The 16,758-nt window shown below is 73.1% G+C and carries 11 protein-coding genes and 1 tRNA gene; 7 read left to right on the top strand and 5 right to left on the bottom strand.

All coding sequences use genetic code 11. The features are described from left to right. Positions 1–194 precede the first annotated feature (194 nt). Positions 195–1,526: a M6 family metalloprotease domain-containing protein gene (locus ACZ6BG_RS24005; protein ID WP_469004746.1), complete on the top strand. Its 1,332-nt coding sequence runs from the start codon at positions 195–197 to the stop codon at positions 1,524–1,526. Positions 1,527–1,635: 109 nt separating this feature from the next. On the opposite strand, the gene rho is transcribed toward ACZ6BG_RS24005, so the two are convergent. After that, entirely contained in the window at positions 1,636–2,841 is a 1,206-nt protein-coding gene (rho, locus tag ACZ6BG_RS24000) for a transcription termination factor Rho (RefSeq protein ID WP_469004744.1), read from the bottom strand. Positions 2,842–3,532: 691 nt separating this feature from the next. On the opposite strand from rho, the gene ACZ6BG_RS23995 reads away from it, so the two are divergent. After that, the gene (locus tag ACZ6BG_RS23995; RefSeq protein ID WP_469004741.1) at positions 3,533–4,348 is read left to right on the top strand and encodes an SDR family NAD(P)-dependent oxidoreductase; all 816 of its coding nucleotides are present in this window, start codon (positions 3,533–3,535) and stop codon (positions 4,346–4,348) included. Between the two features lie 163 nt (positions 4,349–4,511). Beyond that, complete coding sequence (locus ACZ6BG_RS23990; protein WP_469004737.1) at positions 4,512–5,039, top strand: GNAT family N-acetyltransferase; 528 nt, start codon at positions 4,512–4,514, stop codon at positions 5,037–5,039. Between the two features lie 35 nt (positions 5,040–5,074). Here the strand turns inward: ACZ6BG_RS23990 and amaB are convergent, their stop codons facing one another. From amaB to ACZ6BG_RS23975, 3 genes are all read right to left on the bottom strand, one after another. Then, complete coding sequence (gene amaB, locus ACZ6BG_RS23985; protein WP_469004735.1) at positions 5,075–6,625, bottom strand: L-piperidine-6-carboxylate dehydrogenase; 1,551 nt, start codon at positions 6,623–6,625, stop codon at positions 5,075–5,077. Positions 6,626–6,760: 135 nt separating this feature from the next. After that, on the bottom strand, positions 6,761–8,230 hold the full coding sequence (hglS, locus tag ACZ6BG_RS23980; RefSeq protein WP_469004733.1) for a 2-oxoadipate dioxygenase/decarboxylase: 1,470 nt from the start codon (positions 8,228–8,230) through the stop codon (positions 6,761–6,763). Positions 8,231–8,263: 33 nt separating this feature from the next. Continuing rightward, the gene (locus ACZ6BG_RS23975) at positions 8,264–9,439 is read right to left on the bottom strand and encodes an NAD(P)/FAD-dependent oxidoreductase (protein WP_469005254.1); all 1,176 of its coding nucleotides are present in this window, start codon (positions 9,437–9,439) and stop codon (positions 8,264–8,266) included. Positions 9,440–9,704: 265 nt separating this feature from the next. Here ACZ6BG_RS23975 and ACZ6BG_RS23970 point away from each other — a divergent pair, with 265 nt between their 5' ends. Together ACZ6BG_RS23970 and ACZ6BG_RS23965 are read left to right on the top strand one after the other, a co-directional pair. After that, a complete protein-coding gene (locus tag ACZ6BG_RS23970) occupies positions 9,705–10,826 on the top strand; it encodes a LysR family transcriptional regulator (protein ID WP_469004730.1) in 1,122 nt (373 codons plus the stop codon). After that, positions 10,817–10,889: transfer RNA gene (locus ACZ6BG_RS23965), tRNA-Arg, on the top strand. The genes ACZ6BG_RS23970 and ACZ6BG_RS23965 overlap by 10 nt, the downstream gene beginning before the upstream one ends. Before the next feature lie 252 nt (positions 10,890–11,141). Here ACZ6BG_RS23965 and ACZ6BG_RS23960 read toward each other — a convergent pair. Beyond that, the gene (locus ACZ6BG_RS23960; RefSeq protein WP_469004727.1) at positions 11,142–13,304 is read right to left on the bottom strand and encodes an ATP-binding protein; all 2,163 of its coding nucleotides are present in this window, start codon (positions 13,302–13,304) and stop codon (positions 11,142–11,144) included. 433 nt (positions 13,305–13,737) lie between these two features. On the opposite strand from ACZ6BG_RS23960, the gene ACZ6BG_RS23955 reads away from it, so the two are divergent. Continuing rightward, positions 13,738–15,048, top strand: coding sequence for a hypothetical protein (locus tag ACZ6BG_RS23955; protein WP_469004725.1), 1,311 nt, complete (start codon positions 13,738–13,740; stop codon positions 15,046–15,048). A gap of 414 nt (positions 15,049–15,462) precedes the next feature. After that, positions 15,463–16,515, top strand: a complete 1,053-nt coding sequence (locus ACZ6BG_RS23950) for a PP2C family protein-serine/threonine phosphatase (RefSeq protein ID WP_469004723.1) — start codon at positions 15,463–15,465, stop codon at positions 16,513–16,515. Positions 16,516–16,758 lie beyond the last annotated feature (243 nt).

Genomic DNA, 16,758 nt, shown 5'->3' with positions numbered 1-16,758 from the left:
CCACCGCCCGCACCCCCACCCGCGCCCCCCCCCAATGGCCCAAACCCCCGCCGCGGTCGCCCCACGCACCCCCTCCCACCGGCAGAAACCCACGATCGGTCGCGCTCAGCGAGCGCCCGCGCACACCCCGGCACAGGGTGAGCGAACAGGGTGCAGCCAGGACCGGCGGCTGCCGCGGAGTGGAGGGCCCACGCATGCAGCAGCCGACCCCGAAGCCGATAACCCGCCCTCGCCCGCGCACCCGGTCGGCCAGGGCGGCCCGGTGGGTCCCGCCGCGCACGGCGGCCCTCGCCGGGCTCACGGCCCTCGCCCTCGCGGTCACCGCGTCGGCGAGCACCGGACGGCTGATGGCGGAGACGCCCTCGGCCGCGGGGTCCACGGCGCAGGCGCGGCCGACCGCCCTCGGCCCGTGCATGATCAGCGGGGACCTCGGGGTGCAGATGCCGGAGGGCATCCCCACGGGCCCCGGCTACGCCCGCTCCACCGGCACGGTGCGCGCCCTGAACCTGATGATCGACTTCTCCGACGCCCCCGGCGAGGGCTCCGCGCTCGACCGGCTCGGGGAGTTCTTCCCGCAGACCACGGACTGGTTCCGCACCAGCTCCTACGGCCGCGTGGACTACCGCGCGGAGGCCCCCGTCCAGGACTGGCTGCGGATGCCGAAGCCCTTCAAGAAGTACGGGATAGAGCGCGGCGCCCCCTTCGACCCCGGCTACCGGGAACTGGTCGACGACATCGTGGCCGCGGCCGACCCGGACGTGGACTTCTCGCAGTACGACCTGGTGAACATCCTCGTCACCCCGAACGCGGGCCCCTCCGCCCTCGACACCGTCCTGTCGGTGACGTTCGCGGGCAACCACGAGGCGCCCGTCGCCGACGGCGTGCCGGTCTCCAACGCGTCCTTCGTCTACAGCCGCCAGGACGACGGCTCCGGCAGCTACGACCAGACCGGCTACCGCGTGCTCCCGCACGAGAACGGCCACGTCTTCGGCCTGCCCGACCTCTACACGCAGGACGGCGGGGGCGCGGTCGGCCACTGGGACATCATGAGCGAGGACTGGGGCGCCAACAACGACCTCCTGGCCTGGCACAAGTGGAAGCTGGGCTGGCTCGACGACACCCAGGTGAACTGCGCCGCCTCCCCCGGCACCACGGAACACCTGCTCAGCCCCCTGGCCGGGAACGGCGGCACGAAGCTCGCCTTCATCCCCCTCACCAAGAAGACCGGCTACGCCGTGGAGGTCCGCACCCGCGCGGGCAACGACGAGGCCGTCTGCCGCCCCGGCGTCCTCATCTACCGCGTCGACGCCGACGTCGACACCGGCCGCGGCCCGGTCACCGTCTCCGACTCCACCCGCGACAGCGGCGGCTGCACCCGCAGCCCCAACGTCCACGCCGAACTCTCGGACGCGCCGTACATCCCCGGCGAAACGTTCCGGGACCGGGACGCGGGGGTGCGGGTGACCGTCGCGGGGGCGGATCTGGAGGGGAACTATCGGGTGCACATCACGCGCGGCGACCGCTGAGAGAGCCATCACTGGGGCAACTCGGCGGACGCCACACACGGTGCTCGACATGGGCTGGTCCTGGAGGGGCAGGTTCTCGAAGCTGTGACCAGGCCGCCCCCCGCGGGCCTCACGCCGCCACGGCCCCCGGCACCGTCTCCCGCACCTGCCGCAGGAAAGCCGCGTTGCTGGGCGTTCGCCGGATGTGTTCGAGGAGGGCTTCGAGGCCGCTGTCGTCGCGGGCGCGGAGGGCGCGGCGCAGTCCGCGCAGGGCGGTCAACTCCGTGGCCGGGACGAGGAGTTCCTCGCGGCGCGTGCCGGACGGCGTGACGTCGACGGCCGGGAAGACGCGGCGGTCGGCGAGCCTGCGGTCGAGGCGCAGTTCCATGTTGCCCGTGGACTTGAGTTCCTCGAAGTAGTAGTCGTCCGCGCGGGAGCCGGTTTCGACGAGGGCGGTGGCGAGGATGGTCAGGGAGCCGCCTTCCTCGGCGAGGCGGGCGGCGCCGAAGAGGCGCTTGGGGCCCTGGACGGAGCCCGCGTCGACGCCGCCGCTGAGGGTGCGGCCGCCGGACGCGGCGGAGTTGTTGTAGGCGCGGCACAGCCGGGTCAGGGAGTCGAAGAGCATCACGACGTCGCGGCCCTCCTCGACGAGCCGCTTGGCGCGTTCGACGGCGAGTTCGGCGAGGGCGATGTGGGTTTTCGGGGCCTTGTCGAAGGTGGACGCGAGCACTTCGCCGCGTACGGAGCGCCGCATCTCGGTGACTTCCTCGGGGCGTTCGTCGAGGAGGACGACCATGAGGTGGCACTCGGGGTGGTTCTCGGCGACGGCGGCGGCGAGCTGCTGGAGCAGGACGGTCTTGCCGGTGCGCGGCGGCGCGACGATCAGGCCGCGCTGGCCCTTGCCGACGGGCGCGACGAGGTCGACGACGCGGGTCGCGACGGAGCCGCGGGTGCCGCCGACGCTGTCGGGGCCGCCGGGCAGCTCCAGGCGCAGCCGCTCGCGCGGGTGCAACGGGGTGAGGTCGGCGAACTCGGGTCGGGCGCCGGGCGCTTGGGGCGCGCGGCCGTTCACGCGGGCGACGTCGGTGAGCACGCGCGGCTTCTCGCCGCAGGTGCCCTCGACGAAGTCGCCGGCGCGCAGGCCGATGCGGCGGATGAGGGCGGCCGGGACGAGCACGTCGTCCGGGCCGGGGAGGCAACCGGCGGCGCGCAGGTGCCCGTTGGGGGCGCCGCGGCCTGCGTTGCCGCGGCCGGTGCCGTTGCGGTCGGTGCCGTTGCGGTCAGCGGCGGTGGGGGCGATGTCCAGGACACCGCTGTGGAGGATCTGGCTGGTCATGAGTGTGGGTCCTTTCGCGGACATGCGAATGAGGGGGCCCGCGCGGCGGAGAGTTCACGCCTGGTACGACGGGCGGATCGGCGGGAGCGCGGCCGACGGAACGCGGACCACGAGCGAGCCGTGAAGCGGAACGAGAACCCGGTACGGCGTGGAGCCGACGGGATCGAGCAGGGGGTGCCGAGTGGAGATGGGTGGAGGTGCGCCGTCAGGCACGGACACCCGAGAACAGTCGTGAAGCACTGACACCCGAGAACAAGCTGCACCCCGAACGGGGAAGAGAAGCACCGGCGCCCAGAGGGGGCGTACACACGTGCTGTCCGCACCGTAGCACACCGACGGCGCTCACGGCGCAATCCGCTGGGGATCTTGAGCCTCCGCACGCCTGGTGACGCTATGTGCGTGATCCAGTACGGTCAGTACTCGTGAGGGACGCGCAAGCGGCCCCGCAGGCTGGAGAACACCCCCACGAACCGCGTCGGCCGATGCCCCTGAGCGCGTCGGCCGGCGCACGGACGGCCCGTCCCACAGCTGACCGCCCCGCCCGACTGCGCCCCCCACGGGCAGCCGGGCGGGGGTGGGCGCGGGCGGCGGGAGGGTCGCACGCGGTCCCAGAACGCCGCGTGCGACCCTGGCTGCCGGGGCCCGCCGACGCCCCGACGAGCACCTGAGGGACGTGGAGGGCCGAACACCCATGACGGACAGCCGAGTTGTCATCGTCACCGGCGGAGGTACGGGCATCGGGGCCGCCACCGCCCGCCAGTTGCGCTCCGCCGGACACCGCGTGGTCGTCTCCGGCCGCCGCCCCGAGCCGCTGCGCCGGATCGCCGAGGAGACCGGCGCCCTCGCCCACCCCTCCGACGCCGCCGACCCCGACGCGGTCGCGGAACTCGTCGAGTTCACCACGCGGACGTACGGCCGCCTCGACGGCCTCGTCCTGAACGCGGGCACCGGCCGCCCCGGAGCCGTCGGCGACATCGGCCCCGAGGACTGGGCCACCGTCATGAACACCAACCTCACGGGCCCCTTCCTCCTCCTGCGTGCCGCACTCCCGCACCTCCTGGAAGCCCGCGGCTCCGTCGTCGCGGTGGCGTCCGTCGCCGCGCTGCGCAACGGCGTGGGCAACGCCGCGTACGCCACCTCCAAGGCCGCCCTCCTCCAACTCACCCGCTCCCTGGCCGTCGACTACGGGGCGCGCGGCCTGCGGGCGAACTCGGTCTGCCCGAGCTGGGTGCGTACGGAGATGGCGGACTGGCGGATGGGACGGTTCGCCCAGGACGCGGGACTCGGGGACGGGCCCGAGGCGGTCGACGCGGCCTACGACGAGGCCACCCGGCTCACCCCCGCCGCCCGCCCCGGCCGCCCCGAGGAGGTGGCCGAGGCCATCGCCTGGCTGCTGTCCCCCGCCTCGTCCTACGTGAACGGCGCGAGCCTCACGGTCGACGGCGGCGTGACGGCGCTGGACCCCGGGACGGCGGCGTTCAGGTTCCACCTGGAGCCACGGGACTAGGCCCGTCCGCACGGACCGGAACCAGCCGGTCCCCGCAGATCCAGCCCACACCAGTGGCCCACGAGGGACAAAGCCCCCCACAACCCCCCATCACCGCAAGAGACTCGACAACTCAGGCCGATCGTCCTGCCGTTCCGGCCCCGCCCCGCCGTACCGTTCTCCCATGCCCGAACTCCAGCGCCTGCGCCCCGACCACGCCCCGGCCCTGCTCGCCTTCGAACGGGAGAACCGCGCGTACTTCGCCGCGTCGGTACCGGACCGCGGCGACGCCTACTTCGCCGAGTTCGACGCGCGGCACGCGGCGCTCCTGGCCGAGCAGGAGGCCGGGGCCTGCCACTTCCACGTCCTCGTGGGCGGCGATGGCGAGATCTTCGGGCGGGTCAACCTCGTGGACGTGGCGGACGGCTCGGCCGAACTCGGCTACCGCATCGCCGAGAAGGCCGCCCGCCAGGGACTCGCCACGTCCGCCGTGGAGAAGGTCTGCGCCCTCGCGGCCACCGAGTACGGCCTGACGTCCCTGCGCGCCTCGACGACCCACGACAACCCCGGCTCCGAGGCGGTACTCGCCCGCTGCGGCTTCGTCCCCGCGGGCGAGATCGAACTCGACGGCCGCCCCGGAATCACGTACACGCGGGACCTGACGGGCCGCGCCCGGACGGGGGTCGTGTCCGGGCGACGGTACACCGCGTAAGGAACATCCAGGGCATTACGTCACCGTGGAGGACCTCACAGGAAGCTGACGTTCTGCGCCAGCGCCAGCCTCCCCGAGTAGTTGACGGTGTTCGTCGCGGACCGCATGTACGCCCGCCACGCGTCGGACCCGGACTCCCGCCCGCCGCCGGTCTCCTTCTCCCCGCCGAACGCCCCGCCGATCTCCGCCCCGCTCGTGCCGATGTTGACGTTGGCGATGCCGCAGTCGGACCCCTCGGCGGACAGGAACAGCTCGGCCTCGGCCTGGTCGCGGGTGAAGATGCTGGAGGACAGGCCCTGCGGCACGTCGTTGTGCAGGGCGATGGCCTCTTCGAGGGTCTCGTACGTCATGACGTACAGGACGGGCGCGAAGGTCTCCTCCCGTACGACCCCGGTCTGCGCGCCGACGCGGACGATCACCGGCTCGACGTACGCGGCGTCGGGCGCGATGTCCGCGAACCGCCGGCCGCCGCCCGCGAGCACCTTGCCGCCCTCGGCCTGGGCGCGGGCCACGGCCTCCTGCATGCGGTCGAGCGCGGCGGTGGAGATCAGCGGCCCGACGAGGGTGGCCTCGTCGAAGGGGTCGCCGACGGGCAGCTTGGCGTAGGCGGCGGTGAGCCGGGCCACGAGGGTGTCGGTGATGTCGCGGTGCACGATGAGGCGGCGCAGCGTGGTGCACCGCTGCCCGGCCGTGCCCGCCGCCGCGAACACGATGCCCTGCACGGCGAGGTCCAGGTCGGCGGAGGGCGCGACGACGGCGGCGTTGTTGCCGCCGAGTTCGAGCAGCGTCCGGCCGAACCGGGCGGCGACGCGCGGCCCCACCTCGCGCCCCATGCGGGTGGACCCGGTGGCGCTGACGAGCGCGACCCGGGAGTCGTCGACGAGCCGCTCGCCGACGGCCCGGTCGCCGATGACGAGCCGGTGCACGCCGTCGGGGGCGCCGACGTCCTCGGCGGCCCGGTCGAGGAGCCGCGCGCAGGCCAGCGAGATCAGCGGGGTCAGCTCGGACGGCTTCCAGACGACGGTGTCGCCGCAGGCCAGGGCCACGGCGGTGTTCCAGGACCACACGGCGCAGGGGAAGTTGAACGCGGAGACGACACCGACGACGCCCAGCGGGTGCCAGGTCTCGGTGAGCCGGTGTCCGGGCCGCTCCGAGGCGATGGTCCGCCCGTACAGCTGCCGGGAGAGGCCGACCGCGAAGTCGCAGATGTCGATCATCTCCTGGACCTCGCCGAGCGCCTCGGAGCGGATCTTGCCCGCTTCGACGGTGACGAGGTCGGCGAGGTCGCCCTGGTGCTCGCGCAGCAACTCGCCGAGGCGGCGCACCAGTTCGCCCCGGCGCGGGGCGGGCGTGGAGCGCCAGGTCAGAAAGGCCGCGTGCGCGTCGGCCACGGCCTGCTCGACGTCGGCGGGGGTCGCGGCGGACACGGGGAACAGGCGCTCGCCGGTCAGGGGCGTCCGCGCGTGACAGACCTCGCGCTCGGTTCCGCCGCCGCCCACGCCTTCGTCGAGCGTGACGCCGACGCGGTCGAGGGCGGCGCGGGCGCGGGCGCGGAGGTCGTCGGTGGTGGGGAGGGTGCGGGGCATGGGTCTCCTTGGTCGGGGTGAGTGCGGGCCGGGGGCCTTGGAGTGGGGGTGCGGGCCGGGGGCCTTGGGGTGGGCGGACGCGCTGGGCGACGCACAGGTCAGGGGCCGGGGTCAGGGCAGGGCTCGAGTCCGGGCTCAGGCGGGTGGCGGCACCTCCACCGGCCCGATCCCCAGCTCCTCCGCCACCCGCCCGAGGGACCGTTCCTGCTGCCCCTCGTACAGGGCGAACGGATCGAGTACGTCGCGGCCGACGGCGCCGGACAGCCAGTCGCTGTCGTACGCGGCACCCTCCTCGCCGTCCTTGCGGGTGCCGGAGCCGTCCAGGTTGGACTGGAAGATCCCGGCGGCCGACCGGGGCAGGAAGTCCTCGTAGACGATCGGGTCGGCGCGCACCCAGCCCTCGCGGAGCAGAGCGGGCAGGTCGGCGGGCGGGGTGCGGCCGTCGCGGGGCCGGTCGGCGACGACGTGGTACGTGAAGTGGGCGAGGCCGCGTTCGGCGAGGGCGTGCTCGGTGCGGGGGAAGTGGTCGGGCCAGAGGGCGCGGGCGCGGTCGGCGCGGGTCGGGGCGGCGCCTTCGTGCACCCCGGCCGCCCCTTCCGCGTCGAGCCGCGCCAGCAGCTCGTCGTACAGCGCCCGCCCGCTGCGGCTGAGCGCGATCCCCCGCGCCTCGACCTCCCCGAACCGCACCCGCAGCGCCCCCGGGGCCACGCTCCCGTCCGGCTGCCGCATGGCGCGCGGCTCGTCCAGGGCCCGGAAGGAGGTCTGGCGAAGCAGCACGTCCGGTCCTTCCCACTTCGGCGGCCCCTGGATGGCGTCGATCATCCGGACGCCCCGGTCGGTCATGCGCCGGTACAGCTCGTCGATGTCGAGGACCCGAGGCGTCAGATGATTGATGTGGGTGCTCCGCACACCCCCGATGTCGGCGGCGACGGCGGACACCCGCTCCAGCGTCTCGTACCACGCCCGGTCGACCGGCTCGGGCGACAACTCGAAGGCGCCTACGGCGAGTTGCAGAAACCGCTCGGCGTCGCCGCCCGGCAGCCCCTGCTCCGCCTCGGCCCGGTCGGCGAGGGCGAGCAGCTCGGCGGGGAACAACTCCCGCTCCCCCAGGAACCGTTCGAGCCGGTCCCGCAGGTCGGCGTCGAAGAAGCGGGGGTCGGCCGGGGTGAGCAGCGAGGTGAAGACGCGGAAGGGGTTGCGGGCCAGCTCGTCGCCCTCGACCGGGCGGAAGGCGGTGGACACGACGGGCACGGCGCTCGCGGCGGCCTCGCGCAGGTCGTAGAACCCGACGGGCCGCATCCCCAGGGCGCCGAAGACCCGGCCGACCTGCGCCAGCTCGGCGGGCGTCCCGACCCGGATGGCCCCGTGCCGCTCGGCGGTCACCCGCCCGATCGCCCCGAGCCGCTCGGCGTCCGCGCCCCGCTCGCGCAGCACGTCCTCGTTCACCTCGCGCGAGACGTCGACGAGGGTGGCGTACGCGGGGACCTCGCGCCCGTACATCGTGGAGAGGCGGGCGGCGAAGGCGGCGCGGAGCTGCCATGGGGTGAGCCGGGCGGCCCCTTCGGGGATGGCTCCGGACACCTCGCGCGCTGCCTGATGATCCATCAACTTGCCTCCCTGTCCGACAGTTCCCGCTCGTCACACGACGTGGGCCTCGGGCCGCCCGCCGGTGGCCCCGCCGCCCTCCCGGAAGCGGTCGGCGCCGAGCGGGGTGACGTCGACGACCGGTCGCCGCCCGAGGTACAGATCCCGTACAACCTCTCCCACGGCCGGGGCCTGAAGGAACCCGTGGCCGGAAAACCCGGTGGCGTAAAGGAAGTTGGAGACGCGCTGGTCCCGTCCGATCAGGGCGTTCCGGTCGGGTGTGACCTCGTAGAGACCGGCCCACCCGTCGGCGATCTCCAGGTCCGCGAGGGCGGGGGCGCGCCGCCTGGCCACGTCCCGGAACAGCTCGACCCAGTCCTCGGTCCAGGTGGTGTCGAAGCCCTCCTCCTGGTCGGGGTCGGCGAGCCCGATGAGCAGCCCGTCGTCGCTGTTGTGGAAGTAGGCGGTCGAGGAGAAGTCGATGGTGAAGGGGATGCGCGGGGCGGGCGGGTCCAGCGGCCGGGTGAGGGCGATCTGCCGCCGCACGGGCCGTACGGGCAGCCGCACCCCGGCCGCGTCGCCGACCCCGGCGGACCAGGCTCCGGCGGCACACACGAGGGTGGAGCAGGGGATGACGCCCCGGTCGGTGCGGACGGCAGTGACGCGCCCGCCGTCGTCGTCGAGGTCCACGCCGGTGACCGTGGTGCCCGTGCGGAACCGGACCCCGGCGCGGGCGGCGGCGCGGGCGTAGCCCTGGATGACGAGGCCGGGGCGGGCGTGGCCGTCGTCCGGCGAGTACACGGCGCCGACGAGGCCCTCGTCGCGTACGTACGGACACAGCTCACGCGCCCGCCGCGGGCTGATGACGCGGCTGGGCACCCCCAGGGCGTTCTGCGTGGCGACGCTCTCCTCGAAGGCCGCGAGGTCCGCGTAGTCGCTCAGCAGGAACAGATACCCGGCCCGCTCCAACCGGATGTCGCCACCGGGCCTGCGCCCGAAGTCCCCGTACGCCCGCAGGCCGCGCAGCCCCAGCTCGATGTTGACCGGGTCGGAGAACTGCGCCCGCACCCCGCCGATCGGCTTGCCCGAACTGCCGCACCCGAGCGTGCCGCGCTCGACGACGACGATGTCCCTGACCCCGGCCTCGGCGAGGTGGAAGGCGATGGAGACGCCCATGACGCCGCCGCCGACGATGACGAGGGAGGGGGTGTCGGACGGTGCGGCCGACATGGAGGTCGTGGAGTTCGTAGAGGTCAAGGTGCGATCCCTTCCACTCAACAGGGGCTCGACCCAACAGGGGCTCGACGCGAACTGCCGACCGACGATCCAAGCGCTGGAACGATCTACCCAACATCGTGCAGCAGCGCGACCATTGACGTCCATGAACAGATCCTGCGCGTGACCGTTGAGCACTGCTATAGGAACGCGCCGGAGGAACACCGGACCAAACACCGGACGAAGCACCGGAGAAGCCAGGAGACGAAAGGCGCGCGATGTGAACTGGACCAGCGCCCAACTGCGCTCCCTGGTGGAACTGGGCAGAAGAGGAACGATCACTGCGGTGGCCGCGGCGCTCGGCTACACGCCGGGCGGCGTGTCCCAGCAGATCGCGGCCCTTGAGCGGGCCACGGGCCGCGATCTGCTGCGCCGGGCGGGCCGCAGGGTGGAGCTGACCGAGGCGGGCCGCACGCTCGCCGAGCACGCCGAACGGATCCTGGCCGCGGAGGCGGAGGCGATGGCGGCCGTGGAGCGCACCCGCACCGAGATCACCGGGATCCTCCGGGTCGCGCTGTTCGCGACGGCGGCGGCGGACATCCTGCCCGAGGCGCTGCGCCGGGCCCGCGAGGCGCACCCCGGCCTGGAGGTGCGCAGCAGGGACATGGAGGTGGACGACGTGTACGACGCGGTGGCGTCGGGGACGGTGGACCTGGCGCTCGGCCTGGACTACCCGGACGTACCGCTCCCCCGTGATCCGGGCCTGCGCGTACGCCACCTGCGCACGGAACGCTTCGCGCTCGCGCTGCCACCGGGCACGTACGCCGACCGCCCGCCCGCGCCCCTCCCCCTCACCGAGACAGAGCCGCTCCCCTGGATCCTGCCGTCCCCGTCCACGTACTACGGCAGGGCGATCCGCACGGCCTGCCGCCGGGCGGGCTTCGAACCCCGGGTCCACCACGAGGTGACGGACACGGCGGCGACGCTGGCACTGGTGGCGGCGGGGGTCGGCGTCACCCCGGTCACGAACCTGATGCTCCGCCTGCGCCCGTCCCGCGTGGACGTGCTCCCCCTCACCCCACCCCCGGAACGCCACATAGTGATGATCTACCGCACGGCCACGGCATCCCTGCCCACGCTGACCTCGCTGATCGCGCTCCTCGAAGGCGACGCGAGCCAGCACCCACGAGCGGGCCGCCCCCGCGACCCCACAGCCCGACCTGCCCCTTGCCCCCTGCCCCCTGCCCAGGCACCGCCCCCACCACCGTCCGCCCCGACACCTCGATCCGCTACGCTGTCCTGGACTGCCACACAAGGCAGCCCAGGCCCTTGCGACGACAGGAAACGGCCCGGCGATTCCACCGGACCTGACCCGCGTTCCCAGCAAGGCCGGCCTTCGTAGCTCAGGGGATAGAGCACCGCTCTCCTAAAGCGGGTGTCGCAGGTTCGAATCCTGCCGGGGGCACGCTTGAGTAGCAGGTCAGAGGCCCTGTCGCCCGCTGGGGCGACAGGGCCTCCGCCGTTCGGCACGGATTTGGCGCACATGAGGTGTGCATCACCAAGGTGGAGACCACGGGCCGCCGGCACGGCTGGTCACGCATCCACCAGCGAGCGCTGCGCCTGTAGCCCGTCGGGGCCTCCAGAGGGCGTTCTGTCCGGCCTCGGACTCTTCGTCCGAGGCCGTTCGCGTGAGCGGGCGGAGTGAGGCGGGGCGGGCTCAGCCGACTGCGCGGGGCGTGGTGGCTGTCGCGTGGCTCATTCCCTGTTCGTACGACATGGCGCGACCCGTCTCGTAGCCGTGCTCGTAGGCCGGGTCACCGATCGTGGCGCGGAGGGCGTGTTCGCAGGCTTGGCGGGCGGCGATCAACTCCGGGGAGTTCAGTTGGGCGCGGCCGCCGGTGCGGTCCCACAGGCGCTGGGCGATGCCGAGGAGTTCGGCCGCCCGGTGAGCTTCGCCCGCGGCGACGGTGGCGGACGCCAGGGTGTCGAGGGCCAGGGCCGCGACGCCGCCGGCGCTGCGCAGCAGCCGGTGCGCGGCAACGGCCCGGGCGGCGTTGCGGACCCCCGCGGCGGTGTCGCCCTGGGCGAGGTCCAGCTTCGCCACGATCACATCGGAGGTCGAGCGCGTCCAGTGCTCGCCCCGCCGGGCGCACTCGGCGCGGACCTCTTCGGACACCGCGCGGGCCGCTTCGTGATCGCCGCTCATGAGGTGCGCGTACGCCAAGGCGCCGATCGTCTGAATCTGTGCCGAACCGAGCCAGTCGTCCCGGACGGGGAGGCGGGCGGCGACGGACATGAGGCCGACCGCCTCGGCCGACCGGCCGCGCAGGGCGAGCTGGCTGCCCGTGAGGTAGGCGGAGACGGAGAGGGCGACCGGGTCAGCCTGCTGCCGTGCCACGTCGGTGAACCGCCGCCCGTGTTCGGCGGCGGTGTCCATGTCGCCCTGCATGATCGCTCCGGCGCCACGCGTCCACAGGGCGCGCAGGAGGTCGGGCCCCGGAGGCGGATCGGCGGCGAGCACCCGGTCGAGACACCGGTTCGCGTCGCGCGCATGGCCGCAGTGCCGCCACAGGAAGCCCACGGTGCCCGCGATCTCCAGGGCCGCGCGTCGGTCGGGCCGGTCGAGGGACCATTCCACCGCGGCGCGCAGGTTGGCGTGGTCGGTCAGCACGCGTGCGCTCCAGTGCACCTGGCGGCCGGTGTTCCACTCGGCGCAGCCGTCGCGGGCCAGGCGTCGGTAGTACTCGCGGTGGCGCAGCCGTACGGCGTCCTCCTCGCCCAACTCCCCCAGCCAGTCCGCGCCGTACTCGCGCACCGTGTCGAGCATCCGGAAGCGGGCCGTGCCGGTGCGCTGGTCGCGCCGCACGATGGACTGGGCGGCGAGCTCGTCCAGCAGGACGGGCACCTGCCCTGCCGCCAGCGGTCCCCCGGCACACACTTCCTGGGCGGCCTCGGCGTCGAAGCCGCCGGTGAACACCGAGAGCCGGGCCCACAGCAGTCGCTCCAGCGGAGCGCACAGCTCGTGGCTCCAGCCGATGGTGGTGCGCAGGGCCTGGTGGCGCGGCGGCTCCTCGGTGCCGTCGTCCGAGGCCAGCAGGGCAAGGCGGTGGTCCGTCCGCGTCCCGAGGTGGTCGTCAAGGTCGGTGAGCGACAGGGTGGACAGCCGGGCCGCGGCCAGTTCGACGGCCAGCGGGATGCCGTCCAGGTACCGGCAGACGGAGACCGCGACCGGCCGGGTCGCCTCGTCGAGTACGAAGCCGGAGCGCACGGCGGTCGCCCGCTCTGCGAACAGGGTCACCGCGTCCTCCCGAACCGCGGTACCCGACTCGTCCACCGGCAGCGGCTCGACTTCCAGACACTGCTCGCCGGGCAGCCCGAGCCGTCGGCGACTGGTGGCCAGGATGTGCACGTGCGGAGCGAGCCGCAACTCGTCGATGAAGGCCGCGCAGTCCTCCAGCAGGTGTTCGCATGAGTCCAGTACCAGCAGCAGTTGCTTGTCCGCGATCCACTCGGCCAGCGCCTCCGTCGCCGGGCGCGTCGTCTGGTCGGCCACCCGCAGCGCCTCCATCGCCAACAGCCCCAGCGTGCCGGGTCCGGTCAGACCGCTGTTGTGCAGGCAGGAGAGCTCCACCAGCCACACACCGTCCGGGTAGGCGGGCCGCATCCGGCGCGCGGCCTCCACCGCGAGGCGTGTCTTGCCGATCCCACCGGGTCCCAGGAGAGTCACCAGGCGGCGCGCGCCGTCCCGGTCTCTCCGCCCCTCCCCGCTCGCGGTCGGCCCCTCATACGGACGCAGCAGGGCGTCGAGCCGGGCGAGTTCGCCCTGCCGTCCGACAAAACTGCGAGTCTCCGACGGCAGGTTCCCCGACCATTCGCTCATCTCCGTCTCTCCCGGCACGCCGTGTGTCACGGGCCCCCTCCCTTGGCTTCCTCCCTGACTCAACCCCGCTGAGTCTGCTCCGGCGGTACCCCCCTGTGGCGGGGCACCGGCCATGCGGACAGAAACACGGCATCGCCTGGCCGTCCCAGTTCACTTCGGGGTACATGGCGACCAGTTCGCCTCCGTCCACGACCGGCGGGGCTGTCGAGCGCACGGCGCGCACTACGGAGCGTCGCCATCGGCGCACTCCGGCGAATGGACAGCGCGCCCTGGCGCCCATCCAGGCGCCGCCGACGCGCCGGTTGTACGAGTGCCGAAGGCGCGGAATGGTGCCCGCCGTACCGGGGGCATATCGCCTCGGCAAGCGTAAGGAGTTCTGCTCATGACCAGACGTTTCCCACGCTTCGAAGGCCGCCCGACGTGGAGAGCCCACGTGGCAGCCGTGTCCGCACTGGCCGTGGGCCTGATGATGGCCCTGGCACCCACCGCGGCGGCCGCGCCCGGTGACCTGGACACCGGTTTCGGCACCGGCGGCAAGGTCACCACCGACTTCGGCGCCACCCCGTCGGAGCCTGAGATCGGCAACGACCTGCTCCGTACGTCCAACGGCTCCCTGTTCGTCGCCGGGCGACAGGGCCTCGGCACCCCCGGTGTCGGCCCGAGCGATTTCGGTGTGGCCAAGTACACCTCCAGCGGAGCGCTGGACACCGGCTTCAGCGGCGACGGCAAGGTCACCACCGGCTTCGGCGACACCCTGTCGATGGCCCGGTCGGTCATCGAGGCCGGCAACGGGAAGATCCTGGTGGGCGGGTTCACCGGAGGGGAGCAGATTGCCGACCTGGCGCTGGCGAGGTACAACTCGGACGGCACCCTCGACACCTCCTTCGGCGGCGACGGCAAGGTCACCACCGACCTGACCAGCGGGCTCGGCGACGGTGTCCGTGGGCTGAGCCTGACGAGCGGCGGCAAGATCCTCGTGGCCGGGGCGGCCGGGGCGGACTCCTTCATCGCCCGCTACAACTCCGACGGCACCCTGGACACCGGCTTCGGCGGCGGCGACGGCATCGTCATCACGGACTTCGGCACCGGCGACCACCTCTTCGCGCTGGAGGAGCTGTCCAGCGGGAAGTTGGTCGCGGCCGGCAGCGCCAACAGTGACTTCCTGCTGGTCAGGTACAACTCCGACGGCACCCTCGACACGTCCTTCAGCGGCGACGGCAAGGTCACCACCGACTTCAACGGACTCTCCGACCTGGCGTTCGGCTTCACCCAAGCGCCAGGCGGCGACTACGTGATCGCGGGCGCGGTCGACGCTCCCGAGCCGTTCGGCATCGCGGGCCCCATCAAGGTCGGCGTGGTCCGCTACGACTCCGACGGCAGCCTGGACACCGGCTTCAGCGGTGACGGCAAGGTCACCACGGACGTGAACACCTTGCGAGCCGACGAGGCGCGCGATGTCGCCGTGGACAGCAACGGAAAGATCGTCATTGCCGGACTGGCCGGCGAATCCGTCGTGTTCCCCGTCGACCCCATCGACGGGGACGCCCTCGTCATCCGCTACAACTCCAACGGCACCCTGGACACCGGTTTCAGCGGGGACGGCATCGCCACCCTCGACTACTCCGGCGGGGCCGATGTCGCTCGCGGCATCGCGCTGACCGGCAGCGACGACATCGTCATCGCCGGCGGCGCGACATCGAGCGGCACCGGGCTCGACTTCGCCCTGGCCAAGCTCCAGGGGTAGGGCGGCCACAGAGGACGGCGGCGGTGATCCGGGTCAGCTATCCCGGATCACCGCTGTCCCTTGTCCATGTCCATACCCAGGTGCCCTGGGAGGCGGCCTCGCGAAGCGGGGACGCGGGCGCGCTGAGCCACGGCGCCCTCTCCCCGACTCCGTCCCGGGCCGCGCACGTCACGAGAGGCCCTCTTCTTCGAGCAAGGCGCTCATATGACCGCACCACGGCGAACACACCCGACCACCTCTCGGTCCTCTCCGGTCGGCCGGACCCGCCCAGCGGCGCGTGGGACCAGACTGGCCGTCCTCTGCCGCGGACTCACGAGACAGAGGGGGAGGCTGGGGCCGTACATGGGCGTCAGGGCAGTCGGGCGGTGGTGGCGGAAGACGAGCACGCGGAGTTGGCGCGGCCGGAGCCGACCGGTGCTCGCGCTGGGGGTGAGTGCCCTGCTCGCCGTCCTCAGCGGTCTTGACAGTTGGCGACCGGGAGTCGCTGTACTGGCCATCGGTCCTGTGCTTGCCTGCGCCCGCCTGGACGCACGGCGCACCGCGGCGGTGGTGGCCTTGGCGCTGTCGCTCGCTCTCGGAGCGGGCGCCGCGAACGGCCTCGTGGCGACTCCGGGTTTCGGAATCGAGTTCCTCGTCCTGCTGGCCAGCGGCGCGCTGGCCGTCCGCGACGCGGCCCGGCACACGGCCGACGCGGCCGCACTGGCCCGGGCCATCGATGTCGCGCAGGCATCCCAGAACGCGATCCTGCGGCCGATGTCGGTGGAGCTCGGGGGCATCGAGGTGTGCGCCCGGCACCGCTGTGCCGTGCAGGGGGCGTCGGTGTGCGGGGATCTGTACGACGTCGTCCACACCCCGTACGGAGTGCGCCTGCTCATCGGGGACGTACGCGGCCACGACCTGGACGCCCTGCGGACCACCGCGGCGACCATCAGGGCCTTCAAGGACCTTGCCTACCTCACTCCCGACCTCGCCGACCTGGCGACGGCCCTGGACGCCAGGCTCGCCCCGGAACTGGAGGCGGAGGACTTCGTCACCGCCGTACTCGCCGAGTTCGCCCCGGGCGAGGTCCGCATCGTCAACTGCGGGCACCCCGCGCCCGTACGGGCAGGCAAGCAGGTCAGATTGTTGGAACCACTCAAGCCGACGCTCCCGTTGGGCCTGCATCCGAAGCCACAGCTGTACCGCTTCTATCTCACGAATGGGGACCGGCTCCTGTTCTACACCGACGGCCTGAGCGAGGCACGCGATGCGAACGGCGCCGACTTCCCGCTCCTCGAACGGGTCGGTGACGCACTGGCCGTGCTCTCCCCCTCCGACGCGCTCGACACGCTGTACGCCATGGTGGCCGCGCACACGGGCCGCGCGCCGACCGACGACATCGCGCTCGCCCTGTGCCAGCCGACCAGCATGGTCGCCCCCTCGCCCGCTGCCCGGCCCTCGAACCCCTCGGCTTGCAGGGAGCCGTAGGCGGTGGAGCCGTGCCAGGTGGTCCGTCCGTGCGGTCCTGGTCTGCCCCGACGGCCCGGTCCACACCGTCGGCGCCATCGTCTCCGCCCAGCCCCCGGAGATCGCCCAGATGAACAAGACCCGGAGATCGCCCAGGTGAACAAGAGACGCTCGACGACGGCTGACCCGGCGGGCCGATCTACAGCGCCTTGCCTGCACAGCGGTGGCGCGCAACACGCCGCGCCGCGGCAGAGCCCTGCCGCG

It is taken from the genome of Streptomyces sp. NPDC041205, from assembly GCF_055591765.1.
This window is presented reverse-complemented; position numbering and strand designations above follow the sequence as displayed.

What these genes read in the sequence shown, in the direction of transcription:
- ACZ6BG_RS24005 (WP_469004746.1), top strand. Translation starts at nt 195, where the DNA reads ATGCAGCAGCCGACCCCGAAGCCGATAACCCGCCCTCGCCCGCGCACC.
- rho (WP_469004744.1), bottom strand. Translation starts at nt 2,841, where the DNA reads ATGACCAGCCAGATCCTCCACAGCGGTGTCCTGGACATCGCCCCCACC.
- ACZ6BG_RS23995 (WP_469004741.1), top strand. Translation starts at nt 3,533, where the DNA reads ATGACGGACAGCCGAGTTGTCATCGTCACCGGCGGAGGTACGGGCATC.
- ACZ6BG_RS23990 (WP_469004737.1), top strand. Translation starts at nt 4,512, where the DNA reads ATGCCCGAACTCCAGCGCCTGCGCCCCGACCACGCCCCGGCCCTGCTC.
- amaB (WP_469004735.1), bottom strand. Translation starts at nt 6,625, where the DNA reads ATGCCCCGCACCCTCCCCACCACCGACGACCTCCGCGCCCGCGCCCGC.
- hglS (WP_469004733.1), bottom strand. Translation starts at nt 8,230, where the DNA reads ATGGATCATCAGGCAGCGCGCGAGGTGTCCGGAGCCATCCCCGAAGGG.
- ACZ6BG_RS23975 (WP_469005254.1), bottom strand. Translation starts at nt 9,439, where the DNA reads ATGTCGGCCGCACCGTCCGACACCCCCTCCCTCGTCATCGTCGGCGGC.
- ACZ6BG_RS23960 (WP_469004727.1), bottom strand. Translation starts at nt 13,304, where the DNA reads ATGAGCGAATGGTCGGGGAACCTGCCGTCGGAGACTCGCAGTTTTGTC.